Genomic DNA, 26,578 nt, shown 5'->3' with positions numbered 1-26,578 from the left:
CTCCCCTAATTGGCCGTGACCACGAACTGCCCCATCATGCCTGCGTCCTCGTGCTCGAGGATATGACAGTGATACATGTAGGGATTGTCGGGATCGGTATTCTCTTCAAACCGCAACAGCAGCCTGACCTGTTCACGCGGGTTGACGATAACGGTGTCCTTGAAGCCCGCCTCTTCCGCCCGCGGAGGCCGACCGTCCCGGTCGAGCAAGCGGAACTGCACGTTATGAATATGAAAGGGATGCGCCATCATCGAAGCGTTAGCGATTTCCCATATTTCCCACTGACCCACCGGTACGCGTTGATTGATGACGTCCATGTCCATGGTCTCGCCGTTGATCGACATGCCTCGACCCATCATGCCCATATCGAGCACGAAACGGCGGCTGCGAACGGCGAGCGAGGGGTCCGGCGCGGCAAGCGCGGCCAGGGTGGGCGGAAGCATAACTGAAGTCGACGCGCCGGAGGGACGCATATCGAGGATCGAAAAGGTGCGGCCCTGCCTCTCGCGACCGGTCCGGTTTCCCATCATTCCGCCGTCCATCATACCCCCGCCTTCTCCGGCCATCATTCCCATGGCGTTATCAGGACTGCTGGCATTCAGGCGCAGCGGGCGCCCTTCGGAAAGGTCGACGATCACTTGTGCGCGTTCGCCTGGGGCAAGGGTAAGACTTCGAACCTTCCGGGGTGCGGCAAGCAGGCCGCCATCGCTTGCGATGAGTTGCATCGGACGATCACCTTCGAGCGAGAAGGTGTAGAACCGCGCATTCGATCCATTGAGAAGCCGCAGGCGCAGCGGGCCGGCGGCGCCGTCGAAAACGGCATTGGCCGTTCCGTTCACATAGATGTGCTCGCCCAGCACTCCCATCATCCGCGAGTGCATGTTGAGCGGGTAAACGAGGCGGCCCGAGCTGTCGATCACGCGATCCTGCACGATGAGCGGTATGTCATCCACACCGTACCGGCTCGGCAGATCGAGGCGATCCTCTTCCTCGTCGCGCACGTAGATCGGGGCTGCGAGACCGGCATAGACCTGTGGTCCCGCCCGCTGATGTAAATGCGAATGATACCAGTATAGCGACGCGCGCTGGCGTATTTCGAAGGACGGGCTCCAGCGCTCGCCGGGCCGCACGAGCTGGTGCGGCCCGCCATCCGCGGTGGCGGGAAGTTCGAAGCCATGCCAGTGGACGGTCGCATCTTCGGCAAGCTTGTTGTCGATGTGAAATCGAACCTGTTCGCCGCGACGCATTTCGAGGGTCGGTCCGAGATAGGATGCGTCGATACCGATTGTCGGAGACGGAGTGCCAGGCACGAAGTCTTTCTCGCCCGATGTCAGGGACAGGCGAAAGACACGCTCCCCCCGTTCGATGGTTCCTGCCTGTAGCTCAGGTATGGCGAGGGGATTGCTAGCGCCTGATCGATCGAGCGACATCCTACTTTGCGTGTCGCAACCCACTAGCGGCAGCACCGCGAAACTCGTCGCCGCGAGGCCGACGCTCTTCATGAAGTCGCGGCGATCCTGAAAGTTGGGCCTGTCGATACCTGGCATATTCACCTGCTTTGGCGTGGGAGGCGCCGGCGCGACCGAGCACCTCCCACTTATTTTTCTATCGCGGCGTCACCGAGGTAACGACACTGCCTTCGGTTCCAGTACGAAATTCGAAGGCTATTCCCTCACCGATACTGACCTGTTCGAGGATCTGCGCGTCGGCTTCGAAGGCCATGGTCATTGCCGGCCATCCGATACTTTCGACCGGACTATGCTCGATGGTCACGGTGCCCGCCTCGGGATCGATGGCTGTAACCGTTCCCTCCGCGCTGGCGCTCTGCTCGCCGCCGGTCTCCTCCGCCATCGGCATTTCGCCTGACATGGGCATACTGTCCGAGTTCGCCATTTCGTCAGGCATCATGGTCTCGGAGGTATCGTCCGCAGCATCGCAGGCTGCAAGCGCCAGCGGTGCCGCGAGCAGGATTATGTAGGTTAGGGTACGCATTCTTCTTCTCCTTGAGAATTGGCCGGTTTTTCCGGACGGGGGCGCCGCAACAACAGATAAGCGGCGGGAAGCAGGAACATGGACAGGAGCGGGGCGGTGATCATGCCGCCGACCATCGGCGCGGCGATGCGGCTCATGACTTCCGAGCCCGCGCCCGTGCCGATCAGGATCGGAAAGAGACCGGCAAGGATGACTGCGACGGTCATCGCCTTGGGCCGCACGCGCAGGAGCGCGCCTTCCCGGATGGCCTCGTCTACTTCTTCGGCGCTCAGATCACCGCGCCGCCGCTCCAGTGCGGCTTTCAGGTAGATCAGCATCACCACACCGAATTCGGCGGAGACGCCGGCAAGCGCGATGAAACCGACCGCAGTCGCCACCGACTGGTTGTAGCCCATCAGATAGAGCAACCAGTATCCGCCCGTCAGCGCGAAGGGCAGCGTGCCCATGATCAGCAAGGCTTCGTCCCAGCGCCGGAAAATGAGATATAGCAGCAGGAAGATGATCGCGAGCGTCGCGGGAACCACGACCTTCAGTCGCTCATATGCGCGCGTCAGATATTCGAACTGGCCCGCATAGGACAGGCTGACGCCGGCAGGAAGATCGACACCCGCGGCGACGACCTCCTGCAGATCGGCGACCACCGAGGTAAGATCGCGGCCCCGGACGTCGACGTAGATGTAGCTGGTCAGTCGGCCCTGTTCGCTCTTGAGCATGGGCGGACCGTCGCTGACGGCGATACGGGCGACAGTGCCAAGCGTGATCTGTTGGCCGGACGGCGTCAGAACCGGCAAGGCCCTGAGTTCCTCGACGCTGTCCCTGATTTCGCGGGGATAGCGCACATTGATCGGATAGCGCGCCAGCCCCTCGACGGTCCGTGCGACATTGGCACCGCCAACTGCACCAGAGACGATCTGCTGGATGTCGGCAATGTTGAGCCCGTATCGCGCGGCCGCCATCCGGTCGATATCGACATCGACATACCGACCGCCCGACAGCCGCTCGGCCAGGGCGGAACTCACGCCAGGCACGGTCTTGGCGATACGCTCCACATCGAGTGCAACGCGTTCGAGTTGATCGAGATCGTCGCCTGAAACCTTGACCCCGATCGGGCTCTTGATCCCGGTCGCGAGCATGTCGATCCGGTTGCGGATCGGCGGCACCCAGACATTGGCGAGGCCCGGCACCTGGACGACCCGGTCAAGTTCCTCGACCAGCAGATCGGGCGTCATTCCCTCGCGCCACTCCTCGCGCGGCTTGAAGCGGATCGTCGTTTCGAACATCGTCAGGGGAGCCGGATCCGTCGCTGTATCGGCGCGCCCCGCCTTGCCGAACACCGTTTCCACCTCGGGGACCGACTTGATCAGGCGATCGGTGCGCTGCAGCAGCGCCGAAGCCTCGCCGGGGGAGAGGCCGGGCAGCGCGCTCGGCATATAAAGCAAATCGCCTTCATCGAGCGGCGGGAGGAACTCGCCGCCAAGCCGGGTGAAGGGGATCGCGGTGGTCAGGAAGATCAGCGCCGCGATCACCAGCGTTGCCTTTGGGCGCCGCATGACCCAGTCGAGCCCCGGACGATAGATTTTCGTCAGCCAGCGGTTGAGAAAATTGGAATCCTCCGAAGGGATCTTCCCACGGATCAGCCATCCCATCATTACCGGCACCAGCGTTACCGACAGAATGGCCGCGGCCGCCATGGCATAGGTCTTGGTGAAAGCGAGCGGAGCGAACAACCGCCCTTCCTGCGCCTGCAGGGTGAAGACCGGTAGGAACGACAGCGTAATGATCAGCAGACTGAAGAACAACGCCGGTCCCACTTCCTTCGATGCATCGGCGATGATCCGCCAGCGTTCCTTCACCGCGAGCACGGTATCGGGATTCTCGTGTTCCCATCGCTCGAGATGCTTGTGCGCGTTCTCAATCATGACGACGGCGGCATCGACCATCGCACCGACCGCGATGGCTATTCCACCCAGCGACATGATGTTGGCATTGACGCCCTGGATGCGCATCACGATGAAGGCCGCGAGCACGCCCAAAGGCAGGGTGATGATGGCGACAAGTGCCGAGCGCGCGTGCCAGAGGAACAGCGCGCATACGAGCGCCACGACGATAAACTCTTCGATGAGCTTCGTGGTGAGGTTCTCTATAGACGCATCGATGAGCTGAGAGCGATCGTAGGTCGTGACGATCTCGACGCCTTCGGGAAGGCTTGCCTGCAAGTCGTCGAGTTTCTGTTCGACGGCCTGTATTGCGCTTCTTGCATCCGCACCCTGGCGCAGGACGATGATGCCGCCGGCAACCTCGCCTTCGCCATTGAGCTCGGCGATGCCTCGGCGCAGTTCGGGGCCGACCTGGATCGTCGCTACGTCGCCCAGCGTGACCGGAACGCCGCCGCTCACCGCGCGCAGCGGGATCGCCCTGAAATCGTCGAGGTCGCCGAGATAACCCGAGGCACGGACCATATATTCGGCTTCGCCCATCTCGACGATCGAGCCGCCCGCTTCCTGGTTGGCGGACTGGATTGCGCTCACGATCTCGGCGTGAGTCACGCCGAGCGAGGCCATCCGGTAAGGCTCGAGCACGACCTGGTATTGCTTGACCATTCCTCCGACGCTGGCGACCTCGGCAATGCCGGGGATTGTCTTGAGCTCGTAGCGCAGGAACCAGTCCTGCAGGCTGCGCAGTCCGGCAAGGTCGTGTCCGCCGCTGCGATCGATCAGCGCATATTCGTAGATCCACCCTACCCCGGTGGCATCGGGGCCGAGCGTGCTCGTCACGCCATCGGGCAGGCGGACCTGCACCTGGTTGAGATATTCGAGCACACGCGATCGCGCCCAGTAGAGGTCGGTACCGTCCTCGAAGATGATATAGACATAGCTGTCGCCGAACATCGAGTAGCCGCGGACGGTTTTCGCCCCCGGCACCGAAAGCATGGTCGTTGCCAGGGGGTAGGTGACTTGGTCCTCGACGATCCGGGGGGCCTGCCCCGGATAGTTTGACCGGACCACAACCTGCACATCGGACAGATCGGGCAACGCGTCGACCGGCGTCGTGCGCACCGCCCAGAAACCGGCCAGCGTTACCGCGACGGCGGCGAGAACGATAAACAGGCGGTTGGCGATCGAGGCATCAATTATCCGAGCAATCATTGTCCGGCCCTCGTGATAGACTCGATCCGGGGGCCGGCATCCTGCTGGGTGAAGGTGAAGCGCACCCTGTCTCCCGTCTCGAGCCCGCGCATTTGCGCCGCGCTCTTCGTGCGGAAGGTCATGGTCATCGCGGGCCAATCGAGCCGGGGCACAGGACCATGCCGCAGCGTCACCGAACCATTGGCGATCGACTGGATCGTGCCGGTGGCACCGAAGGTCGCTGGTTCGTCCTCGCCGCCGGTGGAAGCGTCATCTGCCTGATCGACCGGACGGACGTCGAGTCCGGTAAGGCTTGCTTCGGAATCGAGCAGGAACTGACCCGATGTCACGACCTGTTCGCCGGCCGACAGACCGGCCAGAACCTCGGTCCTGCCACCCGCTTCGCGGCCGATCCGGACCTCGGCGGGCATGAAACCGCCCTCGTCCTGCTTCACCATCACGATGGTTCGACGTCCGGTCCTGATAACGGCTTCGGACGGCACCAGCAGCGCGCGGCGTGTGTCCGGGGTCAGCGAGACCTGTGCGAACATGCCCGGCTTGAGGCGACCGGATGCATTGGGCAGTTGCGCACGAACGGTGATCGTACGGCTTGCATCCTCCGCGCTCGGCAGGATAGCGACAATGGGTCCGGAGAAGCGTTCCTCGGGGAATGCGGTCAGCGTCGCGCTGACAGGTTGCCCGACGCGTACATTCGCCGCCTGCGTTTCAGGCACCGCGGCTTCGAGCCAGATCGGTGAGAAACCGGTTATCTCGGCGAGCGTCTGTCCGGCCATGACTGTCATTCCCGGACGCACGCCGAGCGATGTGATGGCACCTCCAATCGGCGCGGTAACGGTGATCGTGGACTGCGGACGTCCATTGCGCCCTACCGATGAGATCAGGCCTGGAGGCATGCCCAAAAGGCGCATGCGTTCGCGCATGGCCTGCGCAAGTTCTTCATCACCGCTGTTCAGGACGGCCAGATACTCCTGCTGCGCTCCGCCCCATTCGGGAACCAGGATATCCGCGAGCGGCGCGCCCCGTCCAACGACATCGTCGGGCGCGCGGCCGTAGGTTCTTTGTACATAGCCTCCGGCACGTGGCTGGACGATCGCGACGTCGCGTTCGTTGTAGGCCAGAACGCCTGTGACGGTTATTTCCGGCTCGAGGACGCCGTACTCGGCTTCAGTGGTGCGGATGCCGAAATTCTGCACCAGGCCGGGATCTATCCTGACGCCTGCAGTGGCCTCCTCGCCCGCGCACTTGGGCACCAGCTGCATATCCATGAAGGGCGAATTGCCCGGCTCGTCGAAGTGCTGCCCCGGCACCATCGGGTCGTACCAGTAAAGGACCTCCTCGCATTCGGTCGCACTGCCGCCCGCGTCGCTTGCACCACCCTGGCCTTCGCCGAGCTGCGAGAGACCATAGCCGGCGGCAAGACTGATGAGCGCGACCGTGCCTGCCATCGTCCAGGATTTCTGGCGCGGCGACAGCCTGTCCCACGCGGCTCCCATTGCGGCTCTCATCGGCCATACTCCCCATAGGTCAGTCGCAGGTTCGCGGCGGCTTCGACGGTCGCTTCCTCGCGTTGCAGAATGTCCACCCGCAGCACGGCGAGCGTTTTGATGGCGTCGATGACGTCGAGCAGTTCCGCGCGGCCCGCGGCAAAGCTCGCGCGCTCGAGGTCCACGCGGCTTTCGGCAAGGGGAAGCAATTCGTCGGTCGCGCGCTGCCATTGTCGATAAGCGCTGCGCCATGCCGCGAGATCGGTTTCGAACCGGGCTTCGAGTTCACGCAGCCGATCGGCTCTGGCCGACTGTGCCGCAGCCGCTTCGGCTTCGGCGGCGGCTATACGCGGGTTTTGGCGCCGGTCCGCGAAAATCGGGAGCGTGATCGAACCCATCACCGAGATTGCATCGCCAAAATCGGGATCGCGCCGTCCATAGCTCACATTGACGCCGAAATCCGGACGCCTTTCCGATCGGGCAAGATCGCTTCTCGCTTCCGCTTGGCGGACCTGCGCAAGCGCCACGACGAGCTCCGGATTGCTTTGAAGCATGGCCCGCAAACCTTCGGGATCGAGATCGGCCGAAGGGATGGTTCCGGTCGCGGTGGCGGTCGGCAGAGCGGTATAGCGCGACAGCATGGCCTGAGCGGCCTCTCGGTCGGCCTCGATCCTGGTCCGCATATCCTCGACTTCGAGCACGGCACGGCGTATTTCCAGACTTTCGGCGGGTCTGGCCGAACCGGCGGCGACAGCACTGCGCGCGAGTGGTACGAGCCCCTCGATTTCAGCAAGTGCATCGTCGGCGACGGTCAGAGCCCGTTGGGCATAAGCCAACGAAATCCATGCCATTCCTGCTCCGACGCGTACCCTGTAACGGGTCTGACGCAATTGTGCTGCGGCAAGGTCGATGTCGGCGTCCGCCATTCCGAACCGGGCCCGACGTTTCGCGAGATTGGGAATCTCCTGTTCGATACCGACTTGGATTTGCGTAGGGAGCTGGCGACCCAGCTCGAACGCAGCCGGCCCGCTTACCGGCAGGTTCTGGATGCCCGCGCGAAGGCGCGGATCGGGCAGTTCATCGGCAGCGTCGGCGATCTCGCGCCGGGCGTCCAGTCGCAGCTCGCTTGTGCGAACCTGGGGCTGGTCGCTCGTTGCTGCTCGCAAAGCTTCTTCATAGCCCACCGACTGGGCATTACTCGCCGGCGCGAGGGCCAGCAGGACCGGAATCGCGGTCCAAGTAATTCGTTGCATGATCGTTCATCCGCAAAAGGAGCGCGTCAGACACGCGTTCCGGATCACCGGCCCGCATCGAGCGCAGGTCGTCCATCCAGAGGCAGGAGCGCACAGGCTTATGCCTGCACGCGGGTCATGCCGGAAATTGCGGAGGTGGCGGTTCTGGCCCCAGCCTTGGGGCCGCGAGCGAATTGGAGACTAATCTGCTGAACTGAGAAGCCTGCGCCGGTATTTCACCGACCAGGGTCGAATCACCCCCTGGAACGAGGGGCGGGATGCAGCCGAATGCCACGAGACAATCCAGCCGAAGGTTCTTGCAAGGCACGCCGTCATGATCGTCCATGGAAGCTGCGCCCGCCATCATCTCCATCTCGGCGCAGGCCGGTTTGCCTGCATCGACCGCCTGAGGCAGGGCAGATGCATGCGCTGCCGACTGGACGAACAGCCCGCAGGCGATCAGTAGCAGTCCAAGGGTGCGCAAGACTCGCATAAAAAAAGCGTAAAGCTTTGAAGAGCGCAAGACAAGGACCTCGCATCGGGTGCGATGGTTCATCACGACGCGTGCTGCCAGGCACCCATCGAGCCCAGATATATATCGAGCTTGCCAAATCCTTTGCTTTGCAGCCAGCCCGCCGCCACACTCGCACGCATTCCACTGGCACACATGACGGAATAGGCGCGTTCGCGATCGAGCTCGGCGAAGCGGGAATTGAGCTCGCCCACGTAGATGTGGTCCGATCCCTCGATCGCGCCGCTGCGCCGCTCATCGAGGTCACGCACATCGAGCAAGGTCCAGTCGTCGCGCTTGCGCTCGAGACGATCCTGAACCTCGTTCGTCCCGATCATCGGAAGGCTCGCCATCTTCATTCCTTGCGCTGCAGCCGGCACGATACCGACATAGCCGCCGACGATCGAGTCGAGCCCGATCCTCACAAGGTGCGTCATGGCCGAAGCCAGCTGGTCTTCCGCCGATCCGACGAGGGCGATTGTTTCACCCTCCCTGATGAACCAGCCCGCAAACGCCGAAATCATGCCGACCGGAAGGCATATCGAACCAGGCAGATGCCCGCTTGCGTATGCAAGCGGATCCCGCACGTCGACGACATGGTCGGCGTCGATTTCGCGGATGTCCGAGAGCATGAGACGTTTTGGTCGCAGGATCCGTGGCGCAGGAGATGTTCCCTCGACATTCAGACGCTCCATCAGTCTGAAATAGGGTGGCTGGTAATGATGCTCGGCGAGCTTCGCCTCGATGAATTCCTCGCGATCGGCTATCTGGAGCCGCGGATTGTTGCGACGTTCGTGGCCTATGGTCGAGAATTCCCGGTTCGCCATTCCCGAACCGCAGACCGAGCCTGCTCCATGCGCGGGGTAAATGATCGCCTGGTCACCCAGACCGCAAATCTTCTGCAGTGAATCGTACAGGAGGCCCGCGACCTCCCGCGCGCGCTCGGGATAGAAATCGGTGCGTCCGACGTCGCCAACGAAGAGCGCATCGCCGGTGAACACGCCGACCGGTCCTTCGGGAAAATCGTCGTCATGGAGGACGAAGGCGAGATGATCGTCGGTGTGACCGGGAGTTTCGAGCACCGAAATCCGCAACTTCCCGATCTCGAAAACGTCGCCCTCTCGCGCGGTGTCGGCGAAAACAATCTCGTCCGCAGGGTTTGGACCGTGCAGAACGCGGGCACCGGTCATTTTGGCCAATACCGGCGATCCCGTGATGAGATCCTCATTCCTGTGCGTTTCGAAGATATGCGTGATCTCCAGCCCTTCGGCGCGGGCACGCTCGACATAAATCTCGCAGTCCCGGCGCGGATCGATGACCGCTGCCTTGCCCTGCGAACCAATCAGATAGGAAAGGTGGGAGAGGCCGGGGGTCTTTATCTTCTCGAGCAGCATGTTTTGCCTCGTCGTTAGAGTGTTTCCGCGAGCCCGCGTCGATCTAGTCGATCCCGAATTCGGCTTTGAGCGCCGAGACGTTCTCGAAGCGGTCTGCTTCTGGCCGGGCGATAGCGGGTTTAGCGTTGACCCAGGTGTTCTCGCAGACGAATTCGAGCATGGCTGCCGCGAGGTCGGCGTGCCTGCAACGAAAGCAACCCTCGGCAAGACGCTCGTCGGTAATGACGGCTTCACCCGTATAGGGTTCGTCGAGGAGCCAGCCCGGTCGCGCAGCCGTCCATTTCAGGCCTTTCGCGCGCTCCAGAAGATCTTCCATGGCGCGCATCTGTTCGAGAATATTGTGCAAGGCTGGTCTTGCCGTGAGCTCGAACCATGCAGGAACGCTGGGTTGCGGCTCTACAAACGCCGCCGATATCACGACGATCCGGGAAATGCCGGTCGTCGACATCGCTTCCACCAGCCTGCGGGTTCCCTCCGTGTAAAGCGGAGGCGGATCGATCGTCGTGGATGGACTGAACCCTATACCGAGTGCGGAAATGACCGCACGACAACCTTCAAGCTCGCTGCTGAAGTCGTCATTGAGAACGTCGCACTGGAAATACTCGACATTGTCGACCCTGTCCGATGGTTCGGGCAGGGTGTGTTCGAACGCTCGTACCGCGATGCCCTTGCGGACCGCATGGCGCAATATTTCCGTGCCGGTCTTTCCTCCGGCACCGAAGACCGCAAGGGGGGCTGCATCGGTCACAGGCTCAGCTTCCACTGTAGCACCTCATTGTAAATTCGGCCGCGCTTGCCGGGCCGATCATGATTATGGAGCGGGCACCGACGGAAGCCGGCGCCCGCTCGCTCGTGTTCACGCTTCGCTGTTGCCGCAAGTCGTGTACCCCCAGAACCCGAACTCGTCCTTCATCCGGGGGCCGGCGACGATGAGCTCCTGCATTTGCAAGCCCGCGTCTCCTTCGTCATCGAGAATGCGCGTACGGATACGAAGCTCACCATTCGCATACTCACCCGAGGCGCTTGCCGTAACAGGGATCAGCTTGCCGTTGATCTTGATGGCCCCGCGACCGCTGTTGTCGTAGACGAATGACGGAAAAGCGACCTCGGTCAGGCGGAACTGGCACGTGTTTTCGGCTCCCAGCGCGGCGAGGTCCGCCTCGCTCATGGTCTCGGGCAGCATGAGGCCGGGGCTGAGGTTGGCAAGAGCGCTCGCAGCACTCTCTATCGGAGCTGCCGTCGCCGGAGGATCGAGCTGCGCTTCGCGATCATTGCCGACCGCGGTATTGGTGTTGCAGGCCGCCAGCGGGAGGGCTGCAAGCGTCAGAAGTGCGATCTTGTTCATTGCTGCATCTCCTCGGGCAGGCGTTCTTCGGTGCGTGGACCGTTCTCCTCGATGTCCTCGATGAGATATTTCATCTCGGCGATCTCACGCCGCTGCGCGACGATGATGGCCTGCGCAAGTTCGCGAACCCGCGGATCCTTCAGGCTCGCCCTCTCGCTGGTCATGATCGCGATCGAGTGGTGCGGGATCATCGCGGCCATGTATTCGGTGTCGTCGACCGTGGTCTGGCTGCGTACGAGCCATAGCGCGAGTGCGAATACGAGGGCTCCGACGCCCAGGATGATGAAGTTCTTGGTCCGGTCCTTGTACATGCCCCACATGAAGAGAAGCATGACCACCATCATCATCGCGCCCATGACGAACATCATCCAGAAGCGCGTCTCGCTCCAGAACACGTCGTCCATGTCGAAGCTGTTGGCGTACATCAGGAAGAACATGATCACGGTCGAGGTCGATACCATGGCCATGAATCGCCAGTAGTTGCCGCCCCCTCCCTTATCCGAGTGGGATGTGCTTTCAGTCATGCGTTTTCTCCTTCCTTCATCATGGTCCAGAACAATTGTGCCGAGCAGCTGATGAGCGCGAAGCCGGTCAAGGCTTCGACGCCGGCAATGACGCGCAGGTGCTCGGTCGGGTAGATGTCGCCGAGCCCCAGCGTGGTCACGTTGATCAGCGAGAAATAGAAATAGTCCATCGCACTCATCGCCGGCGTCTTGTCGAACCCGCCGAGGCCCAGCTCCGCGCCCAGCCAGAAACCGCCAGCGAAGAGCGTCGCGACAAGCAGGTGCGATGCCAGGACGAGAAGCGCGACCCCAAGTTTGGCGGAGAAATTTCCGGGTGCGTCGAGCATGCGATGCCCTGCGCCGAGGATCGACAGATGCACGCCGACCGAGGCCAGGAAAAGTGCAATGGCGAGAATTAGTGCGGCGATCATCGATGATCTCCATCGTGTGTGGCGGGCATTTCACGCAGCGCAGGATTCCGACGGAGATAGAACCATTCGGCTCCGAACACTGCGGCAATACCTGCGACCGCATAGGCGACGACCGCAGGGTCGGTTTTGAGCTTGGCGAGGGCAAAAGCTGTCAGGACTACGCCGTCCGCCATGAGCGCCGACCAGAGGATCCAGGCACGCGCGCCTATTTCTTCCCGCAAACCGCGCAGCACGCCCCAATGCACGAGCATGTCCATTACGAGATAGAAGAACGCTCCGAGCGAGGCGATCCGCGAAAGATCGAACAGGACCGCGAGCGTGCCGGCGACCACGACGGTATAGACCAGCATGTGACTGCGGATCGGTCCCTTCATCCCAAAATGGCTATGCGGGATCATCTTCATTTCGGTCAGCATCGTCAGCATTCGCGAAACGGCGAAAACGCTGGCGATGACACCCGAGGTCGTGGCTGCGATCGCGATTGCGACTGTGAAATAGAACCCAAGCTCTCCGAGCGCGGGGCGCGCAGCTGCCGCAAGCGAGTAATCGCGCGCTTGCGCTATTTCCGAAGTGCTGAGGCTGGCTCCGACCGCCACCGCGACCAGAAGGTAGACGACCACGCATACTGTGATCGAAATGATAATAGTTCTGCCAACATTTCGGTGCGGATCGATGATTTCGCCGCCGCTGTTGGTGATGGTGGTGAAACCCTTGAACGCGAGGATCGAGAAGGCGACCGACGCGAGCAACGCGTCGAGACCCGAAAGCGCGACTGGCTCTGAGAAGGCGCCGCCCGAAAAGCCGCTGGCCCAGATCGCCGCAATCGCGAACAGGGCGATGCCGCCGATCTTGATCGCCGACATGACGAGAGAGAAACCGCTGACCGATTTGTTGCCTGCCGCATTCACGAAATAGGCGAAGACGATGAGCGCCAGTGCCGCGACGGAAACCAGAATGCCGCTGCTCTCGAGCCCAAAGGGCCGCAAGGCATAGGTCGCGAAGGTCCGAGCGACCAGGCTTTCGTTGATGACCATCGACAGCGCCATCAGGAGCGATGCCGATGCTGCAACAACACCCGGTCCGTAGGCCTTCTGAAGAATCATCGCGATGCCGCCAGAGGAGGGCCAGCGGTTCGACATCTTGATGTAGCTGTAGGCGGCTAGGGAAGTGACCAGGGCGCCGACTATGAAAGAAAGCGGAAATAGCGGTCCAGCCAGTTCGGCAATCTGGCCGGTCAGTGCGAAAATACCAGCGCCGATCATGACGCCGGTTCCCATTGCGACACCGCCAAGCAGCGTTATCGATCCAGCACTCTTCCCATGTTGATCGTTGCCATCTGTCTGCAAGTCTTTCCCCTGTCGATGTCCTCCCGTCCGAGAAACATCACGACAAGCAGTACGTTGCGAAGCGGCTCACCCCTCAAAAAATTTTCTGGCGGGGCATGAGCCATCCTTGGGCTGGCCCCGGAATCGCGTTGAGCTATCGATTTCCGGCGGCGCGCTCTTTCTTCCTGCAGCGATGCCGATGGCGGCGCGTCAAGGCACGGCAGTCCACGCTGAGTGCGCCTAATATTCAGCGCGTCAAATCAGGAAAACCGGGCCTGGAAAAACCGGTGCAGCGGGACCGCGATGAGTGCGATGTACCAGCCGTAGAGAAAACTGCCCACCGCTCCTGCAAGAAATCCCGACAGGGTCAGCCATTCGAACCATGGCAGCAACGGAGCCCAGGCTTGGTGCATGTGAAACCGCTCGGGTGCGAGGACTCCGAAGGCAATGCATAGGAGGTAGCTGACAAGCAGGAACACGCTGAGCGTCCAGCCCCATGCGAATATCGAGTTCTTGATTGATCCTTTTACCATCGCATTTCTCCCACTTCGTGCGTCCTAAAATTATGCAAACGGAAGGGTCCGGGACCGTCGGGGCAGCCGGCCCCGGACCCAGCGGGATGATCGACAGGCATCTTAGCGCCCGTCCCGGTGTCCCGGGCTTCTGTGTTATTCCCGCGCGATTGTTCTTCAACGAGACATCGCCCTTATTTCTCGCGCGGCCACTGGCGTCAGTTCCTTACAATCACCGATAAGATGCGAAGACGCTCTGTCCGGTCGGACCAAAGGCGATGACCTCATAGGGCTGGATCCGGTTTCCGGCCTCCATGCCGGGCGATCCCAGAGGCATTCCCGGAACCGCTAGACCGGCAACGCCGTCGGGCCGCTCGCGCAAAAGTCGGGCGACGGCTTCGGCGGGCACGTGACCTTCGATGATGTATCCATCGACCTCCATCGTGTGGCACGACCACAATTCTTCCGGTACGCCGCGCGCTGTCTTGATCGCCGCCATGTCGTTGCTATCGACCGATGCCACCTTCGCGTTCATCCCATCTTCAAGATGGCCTGCCCAGTTGAGACAGCATCCACATCCGGGGTCCCTGAACATCGTATAGGTCGCTGCCTGAGCCACGTTCGAACAGGCTGCCAGCACGAGCAAGGCCGCGCCGCTGACCGATCGCCGGAACAGGGCAGGCTTTTTCCAGATCATTGTGCAATTCCTTTCTTGTATCCGCGCCATAGCGAGATCGTCCCGGTCACCGTCGGGAACCGGTGGAGCAGGCATGGCTCGGTGAAGATTTCGGCGAACAGTTTTTCGACTTCGCCGTCGGCGCTGGGCTGCGTGTCGCTAATGCCGTCAAGCGACTGGACGGTCGCCCGGAAGAGGCTCCGCATGAGTGGGCTATCCTGCTTCATATAATCGGCGATCAAGACGGTTCCGCCTGGCACGAGCAAGCTTTCGATGGTTTCCAGGATTGCCTGCTTCTTGCGCAAGGGAACCTGGTGAAGGACGAGGCTGCTGACGATCTTGTTCGGCTGCCACCCTGCGGGCAGCTCGAGGCTTTCGAGAAAGCCATTGTGCCATTTGACGAGATCGGCTCCCGCCCCAAACTTGCGCCGCGCAAGCGCGAGCGCCTCTTGGTCGGGTTCGACACCGATCAGACCCGCTTCCGGGCAATCCGTCATCAAGGCCTTGAGAAGTGTACCGGTTCCGCTGCCGACATCGATCACCCGGTCGCCGGGGACAAGGTGCAGCTCTTCGACAATCTTTTGTCGCCAGAGATGTTCGCGGGTGAACAGACCGAGCGCCCGGTCGTAAAGCGGCGTCAGAAAGCTCTTGCCAAGAAGAGGCGTGAATTCGCCGTGATCTTCAGGCGCGGTGATATTGTTCACGCGTTCGCTCCCATTCATCCCGGGTTCGACCCGATTCTGGCAGACCCGTCTCGATTACGTATGGCGGGGGACATTCCCTCAAAAAAAGAAGTTTAAGGGATTGTGCAGGCGAGCGCGTATAGGGCACGTGGAACCCACAGGAGTTTTTCGGATGCGTGACAAACACTCTCTTGATGCGGTGCTCGGAACCCTCTCCGCCAGCGCCGCTAGCGAGGTCCCCGCCGACTTTATGGATGGCGTTTGGCAGCGCGCCGGACAGCTTGGCGAAATCGCCGACCGACGCCGCCGCACGGCTTTGTTCGTCGGTCTGTTTGTCGTCGGGCTCGGGGCTGGCGCCGGAACGAGCGGTTGGCCCGGGGGGTATGGCACGTCGTCCGCGCCATTTGGCGACAGTGCGATCCTCGGCGAACAGCTGTCTCCATCGGCGCTCCTCCATGTGGAGCAATAGGGTTTGAAGTCGACGCATATCGTTCTCGCGGTGCTTCTCGCAGCGCTCGCAGGATGCCTCGGCGCGATTGCCGCGGATCGCTGGGCCAATCACGAGGCTGGCTCCGGCCTCCACGATTTCGTGCACGACGAGCTCACCCTGACGGCCGACCAGGAGCAGCGTCTCGATGCGCTCGAGGCCCGTTTTGCTGTCGAAAGGGCAAGGCTCGAAGGATCGGCGCGCGCAGCCAATGCCCGGCTCGCCCAGGCGATGGAAACCGAGCATGAGTACGGTCCCGAGGTCTCGGCCGCGATCGACGAGGTGCATGCACGCATGGGCGATCTGCAGAAAGCAACGGTGCGCCATGTCTTCGACATGCGCGAAATTCTCGAACCCGATCAGCAACGCCAGTTCGACCGCAAGGTCTCCGACGCCCTGACCCGCGACCCGCGGGACTGAAGCGCCATGTCGGGGGCGGGCGACAATCCGGATGAGGCCCTTGTTTCGCAAGCGAGGACTGGAAACAAGCGGGCTTTCAGCCAACTCGTCGAGCATGAAACGGGTCGGCTTCTCGCGCTCGCGACACGCATGCTTTCCTCTCCTTCTCAGGCGGAGGACGTTGTTCAGGACAGCCTCGCTTCGGTGTGGCTGACGCGCCATCGGCTCGATCCGGACAAGCCGATCGGACCCTATCTGACAACCGTTGTCCTCAACCGCTGCCGGGACCGTTTGCGCAGGCGCAAGGTCGCGGGCTTTTTCGGACTGTCGGGCGATGACGAACTCCATTCCATCGCCGACGATTTGCCGGGTCCTGAAACGTCGGCCGTTTCCAGGGAAGAGCTCAATCGTGTCCAGGCCGAGATCGCGCGAATGCCTGTAAGGCTGCGCGAAGCGCTTGTGCTCGTCACCATCGAGGGGCGTAGCCAGGCCGAGGCGGCCGATCTTCTCGGAACGACCGAAAAGGCGATCGAAACCCGCGTATACCGCGCGCGCAACAGGCTGAAGGAGCGCTTCGAAAAACTTTGAGGGGTTGGGTGGGCGCGCGCGTAAGTAACGGTAAACACCACGTCAGGAGCCCTTTATGATCGCCGTCAATCGACGCAAGTTTCTCGGAGCCGGAGCAGGAGGAATGGGTCTGCTCAGCCTTGCCGGGGCGATGCCTGCCTGGGCACGCGGCGCGGACATCCTCGCAGGTAACGCCCGCAAGGGGCTGGACGAGGTATCCGGCCCCAATATCGACCTCACCGTTGCCCGATCGGCCTTCGCGACCGGTAACAGGCGCGGGGGAGCGATCGCCGTCAATGGCACGATCCCCGGTCCGCTGCTGCGTTTGCAGGAAGGCACGACCGTCCGGCTCAATGTCCATAACCAGCTCGAGGAAGATACCTCGATCCACTGGCACGGTCTGCTCGTGCCGTTTCAACTCGATGGAGTGCCGGGAGTAAGCTTCCCCGGCGTCAAGCCGGGAGAGACCTTCACCGCCGAATTCCCGGTTCGCCAGTCAGGCACCTATTGGTGGCACTCGCATAGCGGGCTGCAGGAACAGGCCGGGCATTACGGCGCGATCGTGGTCGATCCCGCCGGACCCGATCCGGTTCAGGCCGACCGCGAATATATCGTGGTGCTGAGCGAATTCAGCGCAATGTCGCCCCACACGATTTTCGACAAGCTCAAGAAGGGCGAAGGCTACTTCAACTACCACCAGAACACCTGGACCGACGATTACCCGCTTTCGGGCGAGGATCGCCGGATGTGGGCGAAAATGCGCATGATGCCGACGGACATCCTCGACGTGTCGAGCGCGGCTTATACCTATCTTCTGAACGGCCATGGCCCGCTCGACAATCTGGAATACCTCTTCCGCCCGGGCGAACGCGTGCGGCTGCGCTTCATCAATGCCGGCGCCATGACCTTCTTCAATATTCGCATTCCCGGCCTGCCGATGACCATCGTTCAGGCGGACGGGCAGAACGTCGAGCCGGTTGAGGTCGACGAGTTCCAGATCGGTGTGGCCGAGACATACGACGTCGTCGTGACGCCGGGCGCGCAACAGGCCTACACGCTGGTCGCGGAGTCGATGGACCGCTCGGGCATGGGTATTGCCACACTCGCGAGCGCACCCGGCGCGCGGGCCGCCATTCCGCCGCTGCGCGATCCGCCGCTCCTCACCATGGCGGACATGGGCATGAGCGGCATGGACCACGGCTCGTCGGGCGATGCCGGCATGTCGGGAATGGACCACGGAAGTGGCGGCGACATGGCGGGGATGGATCATGGTACCTCCGGTCAATCCGAGATGGCGGGCATGTCGGGCATGCAGATGCGCGACACCTCGCTTCTGCCGCCCGATGTGAAGGTCGGGCCCGGTCTCGACATGGTCTCGATGAACCCGGTCGACCGCATGGGCGATCCCGGCATCGGTCTCGCCGATGTCCCTCATCGAACGCTCGACTATCGCAAGCTGCGCGCTCTGACGCCGCACCGCGAGGGCCGCACGCCGTCACGGCGAATGGAAATCCATCTGACCGGCAATATGGAGCGCTACATGTGGTCGTTCGACGGCAAGAAGTTCTCCGCCGTCTCCGACGAGCCGATCCGTTTCGCCTATAACGAGCGCGTGCGCGTGAAGCTCGTCAACGACACGATGATGGCGCACCCCATTCACCTGCACGGTCATTTCTTCGAGCTGGTCAATGGCGCCCCGGCCGATCGTCAACCGCTCAAGCATACGGTGATCCTGCAGCCGGGTGGTAGCGCGCAGTTCGACCTGACGGCGGACGAGCCGGGCGACTGGGCCTTCCACTGTCACCTTCTCTATCACATGCATGCCGGGATGTTTCAGATCGTCACGGTCGCCAATCCCGACGGGAGCGAAGCATGAAAATTCGTATTGCCAGCCTGCTCGCATCGGTCGCAGCCGGCTCAATTCTCGCCTTGCCCGCGGCGGCACAGCATGCCGGTCATTCGCCGGCGGAACCGCAGCAAAGCGCCGAGGCGCAGGCTGACGCGAAGACAAAGTGCGAGCAAGAAGCCGAGCGCCATCGCGCGATGGGGCATCCGGTAGCAGATGGAGCATGCGAACCGGCTGCTCAGCCTGAAGCCGCCATGGACCGCTCCGAGATGGATCATTCAATCATGGATCATGGTTCGATGACAGCTCTGGATGGCCATTCTGGCATGACAATGCCGATGGACGCTGCCCGTCCACAGGCATCGCCCGAAAGTCATGACGGAATGGATCACGGCTCGGTGCCGCAGGGCAAGCCTGCCGAAGGCGCGATGGATCATTCGCAGATGAATCACGGCGAGATGGGACAGGCGGAAGCCAGTTCGTCGATGGACCATGGGCAGATGGATCACAGCCAGGTGAACCATGGGGAGACGCCTTCGCAGGACATGCAGGGCATGGACCATTCGGCGATGCAGATGGGCGCGGACGATGATATCCCGCTGCTGCCGCCTCCTCCAGAAGCCGGGAGCGGCCCCGCGCGCGCGGCGGTCGCCATCTGGGGCGAGGAAGCCATGAACGAAGCGCGCCGCGAGCTTGTCCGCGAGACCGACGGAGGAATGCGCTTCTGGTTTCAGGGCGATCGGCTCGAATACCGCGCCCGCGAGGGGAAGGATGGATATCTGTGGGACATCCAGGGCTATTATGGCGGCGACATCGACAAATTCTGGTTCAAGTCAGAGGGGGAGGGCAGCTTCGGCGAACCCATAGAAGGCGCCGAGGTCCAGGCGCTCTGGAGCCGCGCCATTGCGCCCTTCTTCGATTTCCAGGCAGGTGTTCGCCAGGACCTGACCGGTCCGGAGCGCACCCATGCGGCGATCGGTATCCAGGGTCTCATGCCGTACCGCTTCGAGGTCGATGCCGCGGCCTTCGTCTCCACCAAGGGCGATGTGACCGCGCGGATCGAGGGCGAACTCGACCAGCGCATCACGCAGCGGTTGATCCTCCAGCCCAGAGCCGAACTCGCGCTTTCTGCGCAGGACATTCCCGAGCTGGGCATCGGAGCCGGTCTTGATCGGATCGAGGCGGGCCTGCGTCTACGCTACGAGTTCGCGCGCGAATTCGCACCCTATGTCGGCGTTTCGCAGGAATGGCGCATCGGCGACAGCGCGGATTTTGCGCGGGCCGCCGGAGAGGATCCGAGCGTCACCAATTATGTCGTCGGTGTGCGATTCTGGTTCTGAAACCTCAAAAAGGATAAAACTTCCATGACCAAGACTTTGACGCGCATCGCGGCGACTTCGTTTGTTGCCGCGCTGATACCGCAGCCAGCCTTCGCGCAGCAGATGGACCACTCTTCCCATGCGAACCATCAGATGCACGCGATGGACGCTTCGGCGGAGGATGTCGCGGGCGCTGAAGAAACCCTCAAGGCCTATCGCACCGCTCTTGAAGCGCGCGACGCGCAGGCAATGCGTGCGCTCTTCGCCGAGGACTCGGCGATCTTCGAGAATGGCAAGGCGGAAGGAAGCTTTGCCAATTACATGGAGCACCATTTGGGCCCCGAGCTCGACGCGATTGTGAGCTTCACCTTTACCGACCCCACGCTGACCGTCACCCGGATGGGGCACATGGCCCATGCTAATGAGACGTATGGCTATCGCATCGAACTTACCGATGGCCGGGTGATAGAGCGCGACGGCGTGGCGACATCGGTGCTTGCTCACGATGCGGACGGCTGGAGAATCGTCCAGTACCATTCCTCGTCGCGCGCGCCGCGCAACTGATTACGGCTTTCGAAGAGGTAGCACCGGTTGGCAACGCCGTCGCTGAAGCTGCGCCTGCATGTGCTCGGCAGCAAGATCCACAAATGGCTGGCGATTTTCGTCGGTGTCCAGGTTCTCTTGTGGATGGGAACCGGCGCCCTCATGTCGTTTCTCGACCTGGAAGAAGTTCGCTCCGAACATGTCGTTTCGCGTGAACAAGAGGCGCTGCCCGCCGATGCCCCGCTCCCGGCCTGGGTCGCAAATGACGGTACTCTTGCAGCGGTGACGACGCGTTCGCTCGACGGCGATGCCGTGACTGAGGTCCGAAAGGTTGACGGTAGCGTGAGCCTTCACGATCCGGTGACAGGGCGCAAACTCTCCCCCATCTCGGCTGCGACGGCAAGATCCATCGCCTTGCGCGCATGGACCGGACCGCGCACGACGATCGAAGGCGCGCGGCTCGTTCACGAACCGGTGGGGACCGAGTTTCGCGGCCCTTTTCCGGCCTGGCAGGTCACCTATGCTGACGAGGCTTCGACGCGCCTCTACATCGATGCCAGCAGCGGTACCCTCGGGGCGGCGCGTAGTGATACTTGGCGCCTGTTCGATTTCATCTGGGGCCTGCACATCATGGACTGGACCGAGCGTGATCGCATCAACAGTTGGTGGCTTCTGCTGTTCGGCATTGGCGGTACGATCATAGCCCTGTCGGGTTTCGTCCTGCTTGCGAACCGGATGCCGAGGCTGCGCCGCCGCGCAAAGAAGAGCAAGCTCGCCTGAGCCCATGGGGCTAATGCGCGTGGGCGAACGCCTTACCCTCGTTCGCCAGGCCGAACGCGGCCAGGAGCCGAATGCGTTCGACGATCGCGATGGTGCCGCCATCAGACGTGATACGGCGGACGCACATCTGTCGCGCCAATACCATCAAATTAATGCGAGGGGCATGCGGCTGCCGTGCGTATCAGGCACATAGGTCGCACTTTAACTGCAGGGTCGGGAGACATACGAGACATGAAAGCCCCCTCATTTCTGGCGCTGCTCGCCGCAAGCCTGCTCTTCGTCGGACCCGTTCAGGCTCATGGCGACGAAAAGCACGGCGAAGAGGCGAGCGCCGCGCCTGCTGCCACCAATGGCGATGCGCATGACGAGGCGGCCATGGCGCAGATGGGCGAGACTGCGGATGCTGGCGAGTCCTCCGGCGCGCACGATGAAGCGGGCGCAGCCCATGACGAGGCCGGTGGCCATGCGGATGAGAGCGAAACCGGCGTCATGGCCGTACTGAAGAAGCTGCATCCGGCAACGATCCATTTCCCGATCGCCTTGTTTCTCATGGCTGCGGCCACCGAATTGTTCGTGATGCGCCGGAAAGGAGCGGGCCTGGAAAGTGCGGTGCGCGTGCTTGTCTACGGCGGGGCCATCGGCGCGGTCGTCGCAGTCCTGTTCGGATGGATTCACACCGGGCTGTGGTTCGGCGGCGACACTGTCATGCAGGTGCATCGATGGAACGGTATGCTGATCGCGGTTCTCGGCATTGCGATGGCCTATCTCGCGAGCAGGCCGAGCCAGAGCCGTGCATGGTTGCGCGCCTCGATCTTCTCCATGGCGGCACTCGTTCTCATCCAGGGCTTCCTTGGCGGCGAGCTCGCGCATGGACCGAACCACCTCGGTATTTCCTGGCTCTGAAGGAGTTGAAGAGCATGCGTACTTCCAGATTGAATGTAGCGATCGGGTTTCTCGCGATCGCGCCCTTGATGTCCGCTCTTGCTGCTTGCGACGAGGCGCAGGAGAGCACACCGATCACCGAGGTTTCGCCTATGGGCGAAGCTGCGGTGGTGGCTGGCACGGCACCCGAGCCGGGCCTCGCCGATCCGGCAGCCTCTCCCTCCGAAGATGAGGCAGCGACTGCGCGGCAGGACGCTCTTTCGACAAATGGCGCCGCGCCGACCGCCTCACGGCCTGCTGCCTCTCCCGCATCACGCGCAACTGCCACACCCGCAGCGCCAGCAGCGGGCACGCAACCCGCGAGCGAAGCGACCCAACCCGCCGATCCCCATGCGGGCCATGACATGTCCTCGATGGCCGATCACGACATGGAAGGCATGTGATCGGACGCGTTTCCCGGTGACACAGTTATTCAGGAGAGACCCTCGGCAAGAAATCGCAACGAACAACGCAAGATCAGGAAAGGACGGCCCCGCCTCCCCCCGAAGCCCTGCGGGTCGCAGGTGCCCCCAAGGGGTCGTTCAGGAACCCCGCGTGAAGACCAACCCGCGCGGGGTTCCGTTTGCCCGGCTTCGCTGTCGCCGTGCCAGGCGCATCCCGGTAGGGCTTTGTGCTATGTGAGCAGCGTGCAGACGATCGCCTCGTTGGTTATGAAAGGAACCGCATATGTCGGAAACGGGAAAAGCCGGGGCGCTGTCGCGCTGGGAAGACGAAGGCGGGGCATTGCCCTGCGGGCCGCAGGAAGCGCTCGCTGCCGATTGCGAGAAATGGGATATTCCGCCACTTTCCGATGCCGAGATCATCCAATTGCGCATCAGGGTGATCGCCCTTGAGAACATGGTGCTCGGCCTTCTGTCGAAGGCCAGCGCCGATCAGCTTGCAGCAATCGAAGAAATCGCGGAATTCATATCCCCGCGTGCCGATGCGAAGCCGCATCCGCTTACCCTGCATGCCGCCACCCAGATGGAGCACTTCGTCGAGCGCGCCCGGCGGCTTCGCGAGCAACCCACCGCTGATTGAGCGACGCTTGACCGGGCCACGAATGCTGGCCTTCCTCGCCGCGGCCCGACCGATGATCCGAAAAGAGTGCGATGGACCTCGATACGCTTCTCATGCGCTATTTTGGCACTGCCGATCCTGGAGCGGTTGGCGCAGAAACCTTGGCCTCGGGGATCGAGCGATGCCAGGTCGATCTCGGTCTGGAGCAGGACCGGGGAAAACGCTTTGCCCTGTGGGCCATGCTCTACCTGCTCGGGTCTGCCCCCGACCTCGACGTGGCCTTCGAGAACGAGGAAGACCGGGAAGCAGCCCGCAACTTCATGGATCTCCTGGCGGCATCGGAAGGCAATGAGGTAAGCTGATTGCAGCAGGGTCTTGGCACCTTCAGACCCGCACCCGATACCCATCCGGCTTTCTTCGCGAACAGTCCTGAACCAGGTCAGCTGAGGAGCCGCAACCCGTTCCTTTCCGGCCGTGTTGGCGGCTTCGCCGCCTGCCCGCACCACCCGTCATGAACAGGTTTCCCTTCGGCCCTTCAGGCCTGCGGTGCAGTCCTCCCATGCCCTGCTTCTTCTGGATGTTCGCAAGCCGGAGATGGTCTCCGGTTTGAGGAACTGAAGGACTTTCACCATGACCAATATCGCAATCCTCACCGGCCGTATCGCTCGCGATCCGGACACCCGCGAAACCAAGGGCGGCACCAGCGTCACCGGGATCACCGTCGTCACCGATCGTCCTGCACGCGACAAGGACGGCAAGACCTACAAGGACGAGAACGGCTACACCGCCAAGGACAGCGAATTCCACCGTGTGACCTGCTTCAACGGCCTCGCCAAGACCGTCGGTCAGTACTGCTCGAAAGGCCAGCTGGTCTCGGTCCAGGGCCGCATCCACTACACGCAGTGGGAAGACCAGGACGGTGTGACGCGGTATGGCTCGGAGATCCTTGCCGACAAGGTCGATTTCCTCTCGCGGGCCAATGGCGGCGACAACCAGGACGCCCCTCCGATCGACTGATCCGGCGCCATCGAACCAGCCAAAGGAGGCTCTGCCGGAAACGGCAGGGCCTCTTTCGCTGTTCACCCTTCCTTTCGCTCGGTCTTTTCTCCGGGGAATAGCCAGGCGCTGCCCGGAGGGCCCGACCCATTATGGCAGCGATCATCTGAAACGGTCGTTTGAGGTGGACTGGATTGGCCTGGCTTACCGCATTTCCAGCATGATGGTCCCGCGCCGCCCGCATCAAGGACGGCAGGGGCCCCACCATTTTGTCCGCCGCCGGATTGCATCCGGCACCGGACAAAACCGTTTCCCCCTGCGCCGCTTCGCGGTCGCCCTGTCAGGCGATCCTGTGACCCGGTCTGCCCGGGCCCATCGGCCAACCTCCTGTCGTCTCGCGACAGATTTCAGGAGGATTATCATGACCTATTTCACGAAATGCACACTGCCTTCGCGCAATTATTTCGAGGCTCTGGAAACAGCTGAGCAACGGGCCTTGCACAGCTTCTTCGACCAGCATGTTATCGAGGATGACGAACTCGGATATCGCGCGGTCGACGAAGGCGACTACAATGCGCTGCCCCCGCATCTTGCGATCCGGGTCGTTCATACCGTCCATGGCGGAATGCTCGACGAATTCTGAGGCATTCTGCAGGGCAGGGACCGGCAGCGGTTCCTGCCCTTTTTTCGTGTCTCTTATGGGCTGAGCTACAGGTTCAAGTTTCGATCCAGCAGCAATCGGCGGTTCTCCAAACATCGGCTTGGCCAACTGGCGATCGGGATAAATGGAGCGGGGCTGGGGACGCACTCTGTCCCGCGCATCTGGCGATACGCTCCTGAGGGTGCGGCATTACGTGTTTTTGGGGCCCCGCATGCACTTGCGAACCGGCAGCGGGTCGGGCGAGCGGGAAGCTACGGCCGCGACAGGTCCCGCTTGCCTTGCTTCCCACAGGCCCTTGGCCACTGCCTCTCTCGCAGGTGCGGTTCATTGCTCTGAGCCTTCGGCATTGCAGCCGAAAGCCTGCCGGGCAGCGCGATAGCGCCGGGTTCTGCGCGGATGCCGCCCCTCCTCGATCCTGCCGAGCTCAGATCGGTAGGGGCGACAAATCCGAACGCGGCATCGTGTCGCTCCCCCCATTGCCAGGGCATGCGCCATCACCCTCCGCAATCAGCGGCAGTTAGCCGCAGCCACCCAAGCCTCCTGGAGCTAACCCCATGCCCGCCGTTCCCGATCCGGTCCGTCCCCGCTACCTGCGCACCCCGGATGCCGCGGTGCATCTGGGGCTTTCGCCGCGCACGCTCGAAAAGCACCGATGCTATGGAACAGGGCCGGTCTACCACAAGCTCGGCGGCCGCATCGTTTACCGGCCCGAAGATCTCGACGCCTGGGCCGAGCAGGGCTTGCGCCGTTCGACCAGCGATCCGGGCAAGGGCGTCGTTCATCCTGCCAAGCGGATCGACGGCTACACCGGTCCGGTCCGGCGCTGAAGCGGTACCATGCGCTCCTTGAAGACATCGGACGGCGAGGCCGGACAGCTCGACCTGTTCGTCGGCGCGGGCTGCGACATCGCCGCGCGCGATGCGCAGGATCTGATGGCCTGGCCTTTCTTCAGCCTCGCCAAGACGAAGCGCGTGAAGCCGATCGACTTTCGTATGGGCGAGGTCGCCATTCTGGTCGAAGCGACCGCCGAACATGGCATGGCCACCATCTGGGACGCCGATGTACTGATCTGGGTAGCGAGCCAGATCGTCGAGGCGCGCGATGCCGGCAAAGCCACCTCGCGCCTTATCGCGGCGACGCCTCATGAAATCCTTACCTTCACCCGGCGCGGAACCGGAAAGGCTGGCTACGAGCGCCTGAAGGCGGCGCTCGACCGCTTGCAGTCGACCAGCATTGCCACCTCCATCCGGCAGGCCGGGGCGCGACGCCGCCGACGATTTTCCTGGATCAACGAATGGCGCGAACGGCTCGACGACAACGGGCGCGCGCTCGGCATCGAAATGATCGTGCCGGACTGGCTCTACGAGGGCGTGCTCGATCGTGCGCTCGTCCTGACCATCGACCCGGCCTATTTCGCGCTTACCGGCGGTCTTGAGCGCTGGCTCTATCGCATCGTACGCAAGCATGGCGGGAAGCAGAAGGGCGGGTGGAGTTTCGACATTTCGCACCTGCATGTGAAGTCCGGCGCGCTCTCGCCATTGAAGCGTTTCGCTTTCGAAGTGCGGGCCATCGTTCGCCGCCAGTCGCTCCCCGGCTACAATCTCGCTCTTGAGCACCAGTTCGGCCGCGAGCGGCTCCTGTTCGTTGCAGCGCCTGTCGATCCCTTCGCGTCCGCGCGGCGCCGTATCGGGCTGCCCCCTGTGGAAAAGGGTGCGTGATGTTCGGACTATCGGGAACCATGACGTTCGGACGATCGGGAACCCTATTCCCGGACTATCGGGAACCGGGAGCCTGCGCGACTCGCC

Annotated in this window: 29 protein-coding genes; 15 read left to right on the top strand and 14 right to left on the bottom strand. The window is 62.4% G+C overall.

The window, feature by feature from the left end:
• Positions 1-5: 5 nt before the first annotated feature.
• The 14 genes from ASS64_RS15210 to ASS64_RS15140 all read right to left on the bottom strand — a co-directional run bounded on the left by ASS64_RS15210 (position 6) and on the right by ASS64_RS15140 (position 15,273).
• On the bottom strand, positions 6-1,547 hold the full coding sequence (locus ASS64_RS15210; RefSeq protein ID WP_066761549.1) for a multicopper oxidase family protein: 1,542 nt from the start codon (positions 1,545-1,547) through the stop codon (positions 6-8).
• Positions 1,548-1,605: 58 nt separating this feature from the next.
• The gene (locus ASS64_RS15205; RefSeq protein WP_066761550.1) at positions 1,606-1,992 is read right to left on the bottom strand and encodes a copper-binding protein; all 387 of its coding nucleotides are present in this window, start codon (positions 1,990-1,992) and stop codon (positions 1,606-1,608) included.
• Entirely contained in the window at positions 1,980-5,138 is a 3,159-nt protein-coding gene (locus ASS64_RS15200; RefSeq protein WP_067696352.1) for an efflux RND transporter permease subunit, read from the bottom strand. Before ASS64_RS15200 ends, ASS64_RS15205 begins: the two co-directional genes overlap by 13 nt.
• On the bottom strand, positions 5,135-6,631 hold the full coding sequence (locus ASS64_RS15195; protein ID WP_067684650.1) for an efflux RND transporter periplasmic adaptor subunit: 1,497 nt from the start codon (positions 6,629-6,631) through the stop codon (positions 5,135-5,137). Before ASS64_RS15195 ends, ASS64_RS15200 begins: the two co-directional genes overlap by 4 nt.
• Positions 6,632-6,639: 8 nt before the next feature.
• A complete protein-coding gene (locus tag ASS64_RS15190; protein WP_067684652.1) occupies positions 6,640-7,875 on the bottom strand; it encodes a TolC family protein in 1,236 nt (411 codons plus the stop codon).
• Positions 7,876-8,409: 534 nt separating this feature from the next.
• Entirely contained in the window at positions 8,410-9,759 is a 1,350-nt protein-coding gene (locus ASS64_RS15180) for a rhodanese-like domain-containing protein (RefSeq protein ID WP_066761557.1), read from the bottom strand.
• A gap of 43 nt (positions 9,760-9,802) precedes the next feature.
• Positions 9,803-10,507 (bottom strand): NAD(P)-dependent oxidoreductase, encoded by a 705-nt coding sequence (locus ASS64_RS15175; RefSeq protein WP_067683269.1) that lies wholly within the window; start codon positions 10,505-10,507, stop codon positions 9,803-9,805.
• A 108-nt stretch (positions 10,508-10,615) separates the two neighbouring features.
• Positions 10,616-11,104 carry a DUF6692 family protein gene (locus ASS64_RS15170; protein ID WP_066761563.1) on the bottom strand — a complete coding sequence of 163 codons (489 nt, stop codon included), beginning with the start codon at positions 11,102-11,104 and terminating at the stop codon, positions 10,616-10,618.
• The gene (locus ASS64_RS15165; protein ID WP_172807445.1) at positions 11,101-11,628 is read right to left on the bottom strand and encodes a DUF305 domain-containing protein; all 528 of its coding nucleotides are present in this window, start codon (positions 11,626-11,628) and stop codon (positions 11,101-11,103) included. The genes ASS64_RS15170 and ASS64_RS15165 overlap by 4 nt, the downstream gene beginning before the upstream one ends.
• A complete protein-coding gene (locus ASS64_RS15160; protein WP_054527894.1) occupies positions 11,625-12,038 on the bottom strand; it encodes a potassium channel family protein in 414 nt (137 codons plus the stop codon). Before ASS64_RS15160 ends, ASS64_RS15165 begins: the two co-directional genes overlap by 4 nt.
• Complete coding sequence (locus ASS64_RS15155; protein WP_255356054.1) at positions 12,035-13,339, bottom strand: APC family permease; 1,305 nt, start codon at positions 13,337-13,339, stop codon at positions 12,035-12,037. The genes ASS64_RS15160 and ASS64_RS15155 overlap by 4 nt, the downstream gene beginning before the upstream one ends.
• Positions 13,340-13,623: 284 nt before the next feature.
• Positions 13,624-13,896: a hypothetical protein gene (locus tag ASS64_RS15150; protein ID WP_010240151.1), complete on the bottom strand. Its 273-nt coding sequence runs from the start codon at positions 13,894-13,896 to the stop codon at positions 13,624-13,626.
• A 211-nt stretch (positions 13,897-14,107) separates the two neighbouring features.
• Positions 14,108-14,572 (bottom strand): DUF411 domain-containing protein, encoded by a 465-nt coding sequence (locus ASS64_RS15145; RefSeq protein ID WP_029140646.1) that lies wholly within the window; start codon positions 14,570-14,572, stop codon positions 14,108-14,110.
• Positions 14,569-15,273 carry a class I SAM-dependent methyltransferase gene (locus ASS64_RS15140; protein ID WP_067696346.1) on the bottom strand — a complete coding sequence of 235 codons (705 nt, stop codon included), beginning with the start codon at positions 15,271-15,273 and terminating at the stop codon, positions 14,569-14,571. Before ASS64_RS15140 ends, ASS64_RS15145 begins: the two co-directional genes overlap by 4 nt.
• A gap of 133 nt (positions 15,274-15,406) precedes the next feature.
• On the opposite strand from ASS64_RS15140, the gene ASS64_RS15135 reads away from it, so the two are divergent.
• The 15 genes from ASS64_RS15135 to ASS64_RS15065 all read left to right on the top strand — a co-directional run bounded on the left by ASS64_RS15135 (position 15,407) and on the right by ASS64_RS15065 (position 26,491).
• Positions 15,407-15,703 (top strand): hypothetical protein, encoded by a 297-nt coding sequence (locus tag ASS64_RS15135; protein ID WP_067696334.1) that lies wholly within the window; start codon positions 15,407-15,409, stop codon positions 15,701-15,703.
• Between the two features lie 3 nt (positions 15,704-15,706).
• Positions 15,707-16,141 carry a Spy/CpxP family protein refolding chaperone gene (locus ASS64_RS15130; RefSeq protein WP_054527888.1) on the top strand — a complete coding sequence of 145 codons (435 nt, stop codon included), beginning with the start codon at positions 15,707-15,709 and terminating at the stop codon, positions 16,139-16,141.
• A 6-nt stretch (positions 16,142-16,147) separates the two neighbouring features.
• On the top strand, positions 16,148-16,708 hold the full coding sequence (locus tag ASS64_RS15125) for an RNA polymerase sigma factor (RefSeq protein ID WP_054527887.1): 561 nt from the start codon (positions 16,148-16,150) through the stop codon (positions 16,706-16,708).
• Positions 16,709-16,763: 55 nt separating this feature from the next.
• Complete coding sequence (locus tag ASS64_RS15120) at positions 16,764-18,563, top strand: copper resistance system multicopper oxidase (protein WP_067696331.1); 1,800 nt, start codon at positions 16,764-16,766, stop codon at positions 18,561-18,563.
• Complete coding sequence (locus tag ASS64_RS15115; protein WP_067696328.1) at positions 18,560-19,873, top strand: copper resistance protein B; 1,314 nt, start codon at positions 18,560-18,562, stop codon at positions 19,871-19,873. Before ASS64_RS15120 ends, ASS64_RS15115 begins: the two co-directional genes overlap by 4 nt.
• 24 nt (positions 19,874-19,897) lie before the next feature.
• On the top strand, positions 19,898-20,416 hold the full coding sequence (locus ASS64_RS15110; protein WP_083508410.1) for a nuclear transport factor 2 family protein: 519 nt from the start codon (positions 19,898-19,900) through the stop codon (positions 20,414-20,416).
• 27 nt (positions 20,417-20,443) lie between these two features.
• The gene (locus ASS64_RS15105) at positions 20,444-21,175 is read left to right on the top strand and encodes a PepSY domain-containing protein (protein WP_067696325.1); all 732 of its coding nucleotides are present in this window, start codon (positions 20,444-20,446) and stop codon (positions 21,173-21,175) included.
• 231 nt (positions 21,176-21,406) lie between these two features.
• Positions 21,407-22,078, top strand: coding sequence for a DUF2231 domain-containing protein (locus tag ASS64_RS15100; RefSeq protein ID WP_067696323.1), 672 nt, complete (start codon positions 21,407-21,409; stop codon positions 22,076-22,078).
• Positions 22,079-22,092: 14 nt separating this feature from the next.
• Positions 22,093-22,500 carry a hypothetical protein gene (locus tag ASS64_RS15095; RefSeq protein WP_157075219.1) on the top strand — a complete coding sequence of 136 codons (408 nt, stop codon included), beginning with the start codon at positions 22,093-22,095 and terminating at the stop codon, positions 22,498-22,500.
• Positions 22,501-22,783: 283 nt separating this feature from the next.
• A complete protein-coding gene (locus ASS64_RS15090; protein ID WP_010240464.1) occupies positions 22,784-23,137 on the top strand; it encodes a hypothetical protein in 354 nt (117 codons plus the stop codon).
• A gap of 71 nt (positions 23,138-23,208) precedes the next feature.
• Positions 23,209-23,478 carry a hypothetical protein gene (locus ASS64_RS15085; protein WP_010240463.1) on the top strand — a complete coding sequence of 90 codons (270 nt, stop codon included), beginning with the start codon at positions 23,209-23,211 and terminating at the stop codon, positions 23,476-23,478.
• Positions 23,479-23,746: 268 nt separating this feature from the next.
• Positions 23,747-24,133: a single-stranded DNA-binding protein gene (locus ASS64_RS15080; RefSeq protein WP_054522840.1), complete on the top strand. Its 387-nt coding sequence runs from the start codon at positions 23,747-23,749 to the stop codon at positions 24,131-24,133.
• A 400-nt stretch (positions 24,134-24,533) separates the two neighbouring features.
• A complete protein-coding gene (locus tag ASS64_RS15075) occupies positions 24,534-24,755 on the top strand; it encodes a hypothetical protein (RefSeq protein ID WP_010240235.1) in 222 nt (73 codons plus the stop codon).
• 572 nt (positions 24,756-25,327) lie between these two features.
• The gene (locus tag ASS64_RS15070; RefSeq protein ID WP_010240237.1) at positions 25,328-25,600 is read left to right on the top strand and encodes an AlpA family transcriptional regulator; all 273 of its coding nucleotides are present in this window, start codon (positions 25,328-25,330) and stop codon (positions 25,598-25,600) included.
• 9 nt (positions 25,601-25,609) lie between these two features.
• The gene (locus tag ASS64_RS15065; protein WP_067696320.1) at positions 25,610-26,491 is read left to right on the top strand and encodes a replication initiator protein A; all 882 of its coding nucleotides are present in this window, start codon (positions 25,610-25,612) and stop codon (positions 26,489-26,491) included.
• Positions 26,492-26,578: the final 87 nt, after the last annotated feature.

This window comes from Erythrobacter sp. AP23 (assembly GCF_001542855.1).
Lineage (GTDB): Bacteria > Pseudomonadota > Alphaproteobacteria > Sphingomonadales > Sphingomonadaceae > Qipengyuania.
This window is presented reverse-complemented; position numbering and strand designations above follow the sequence as displayed.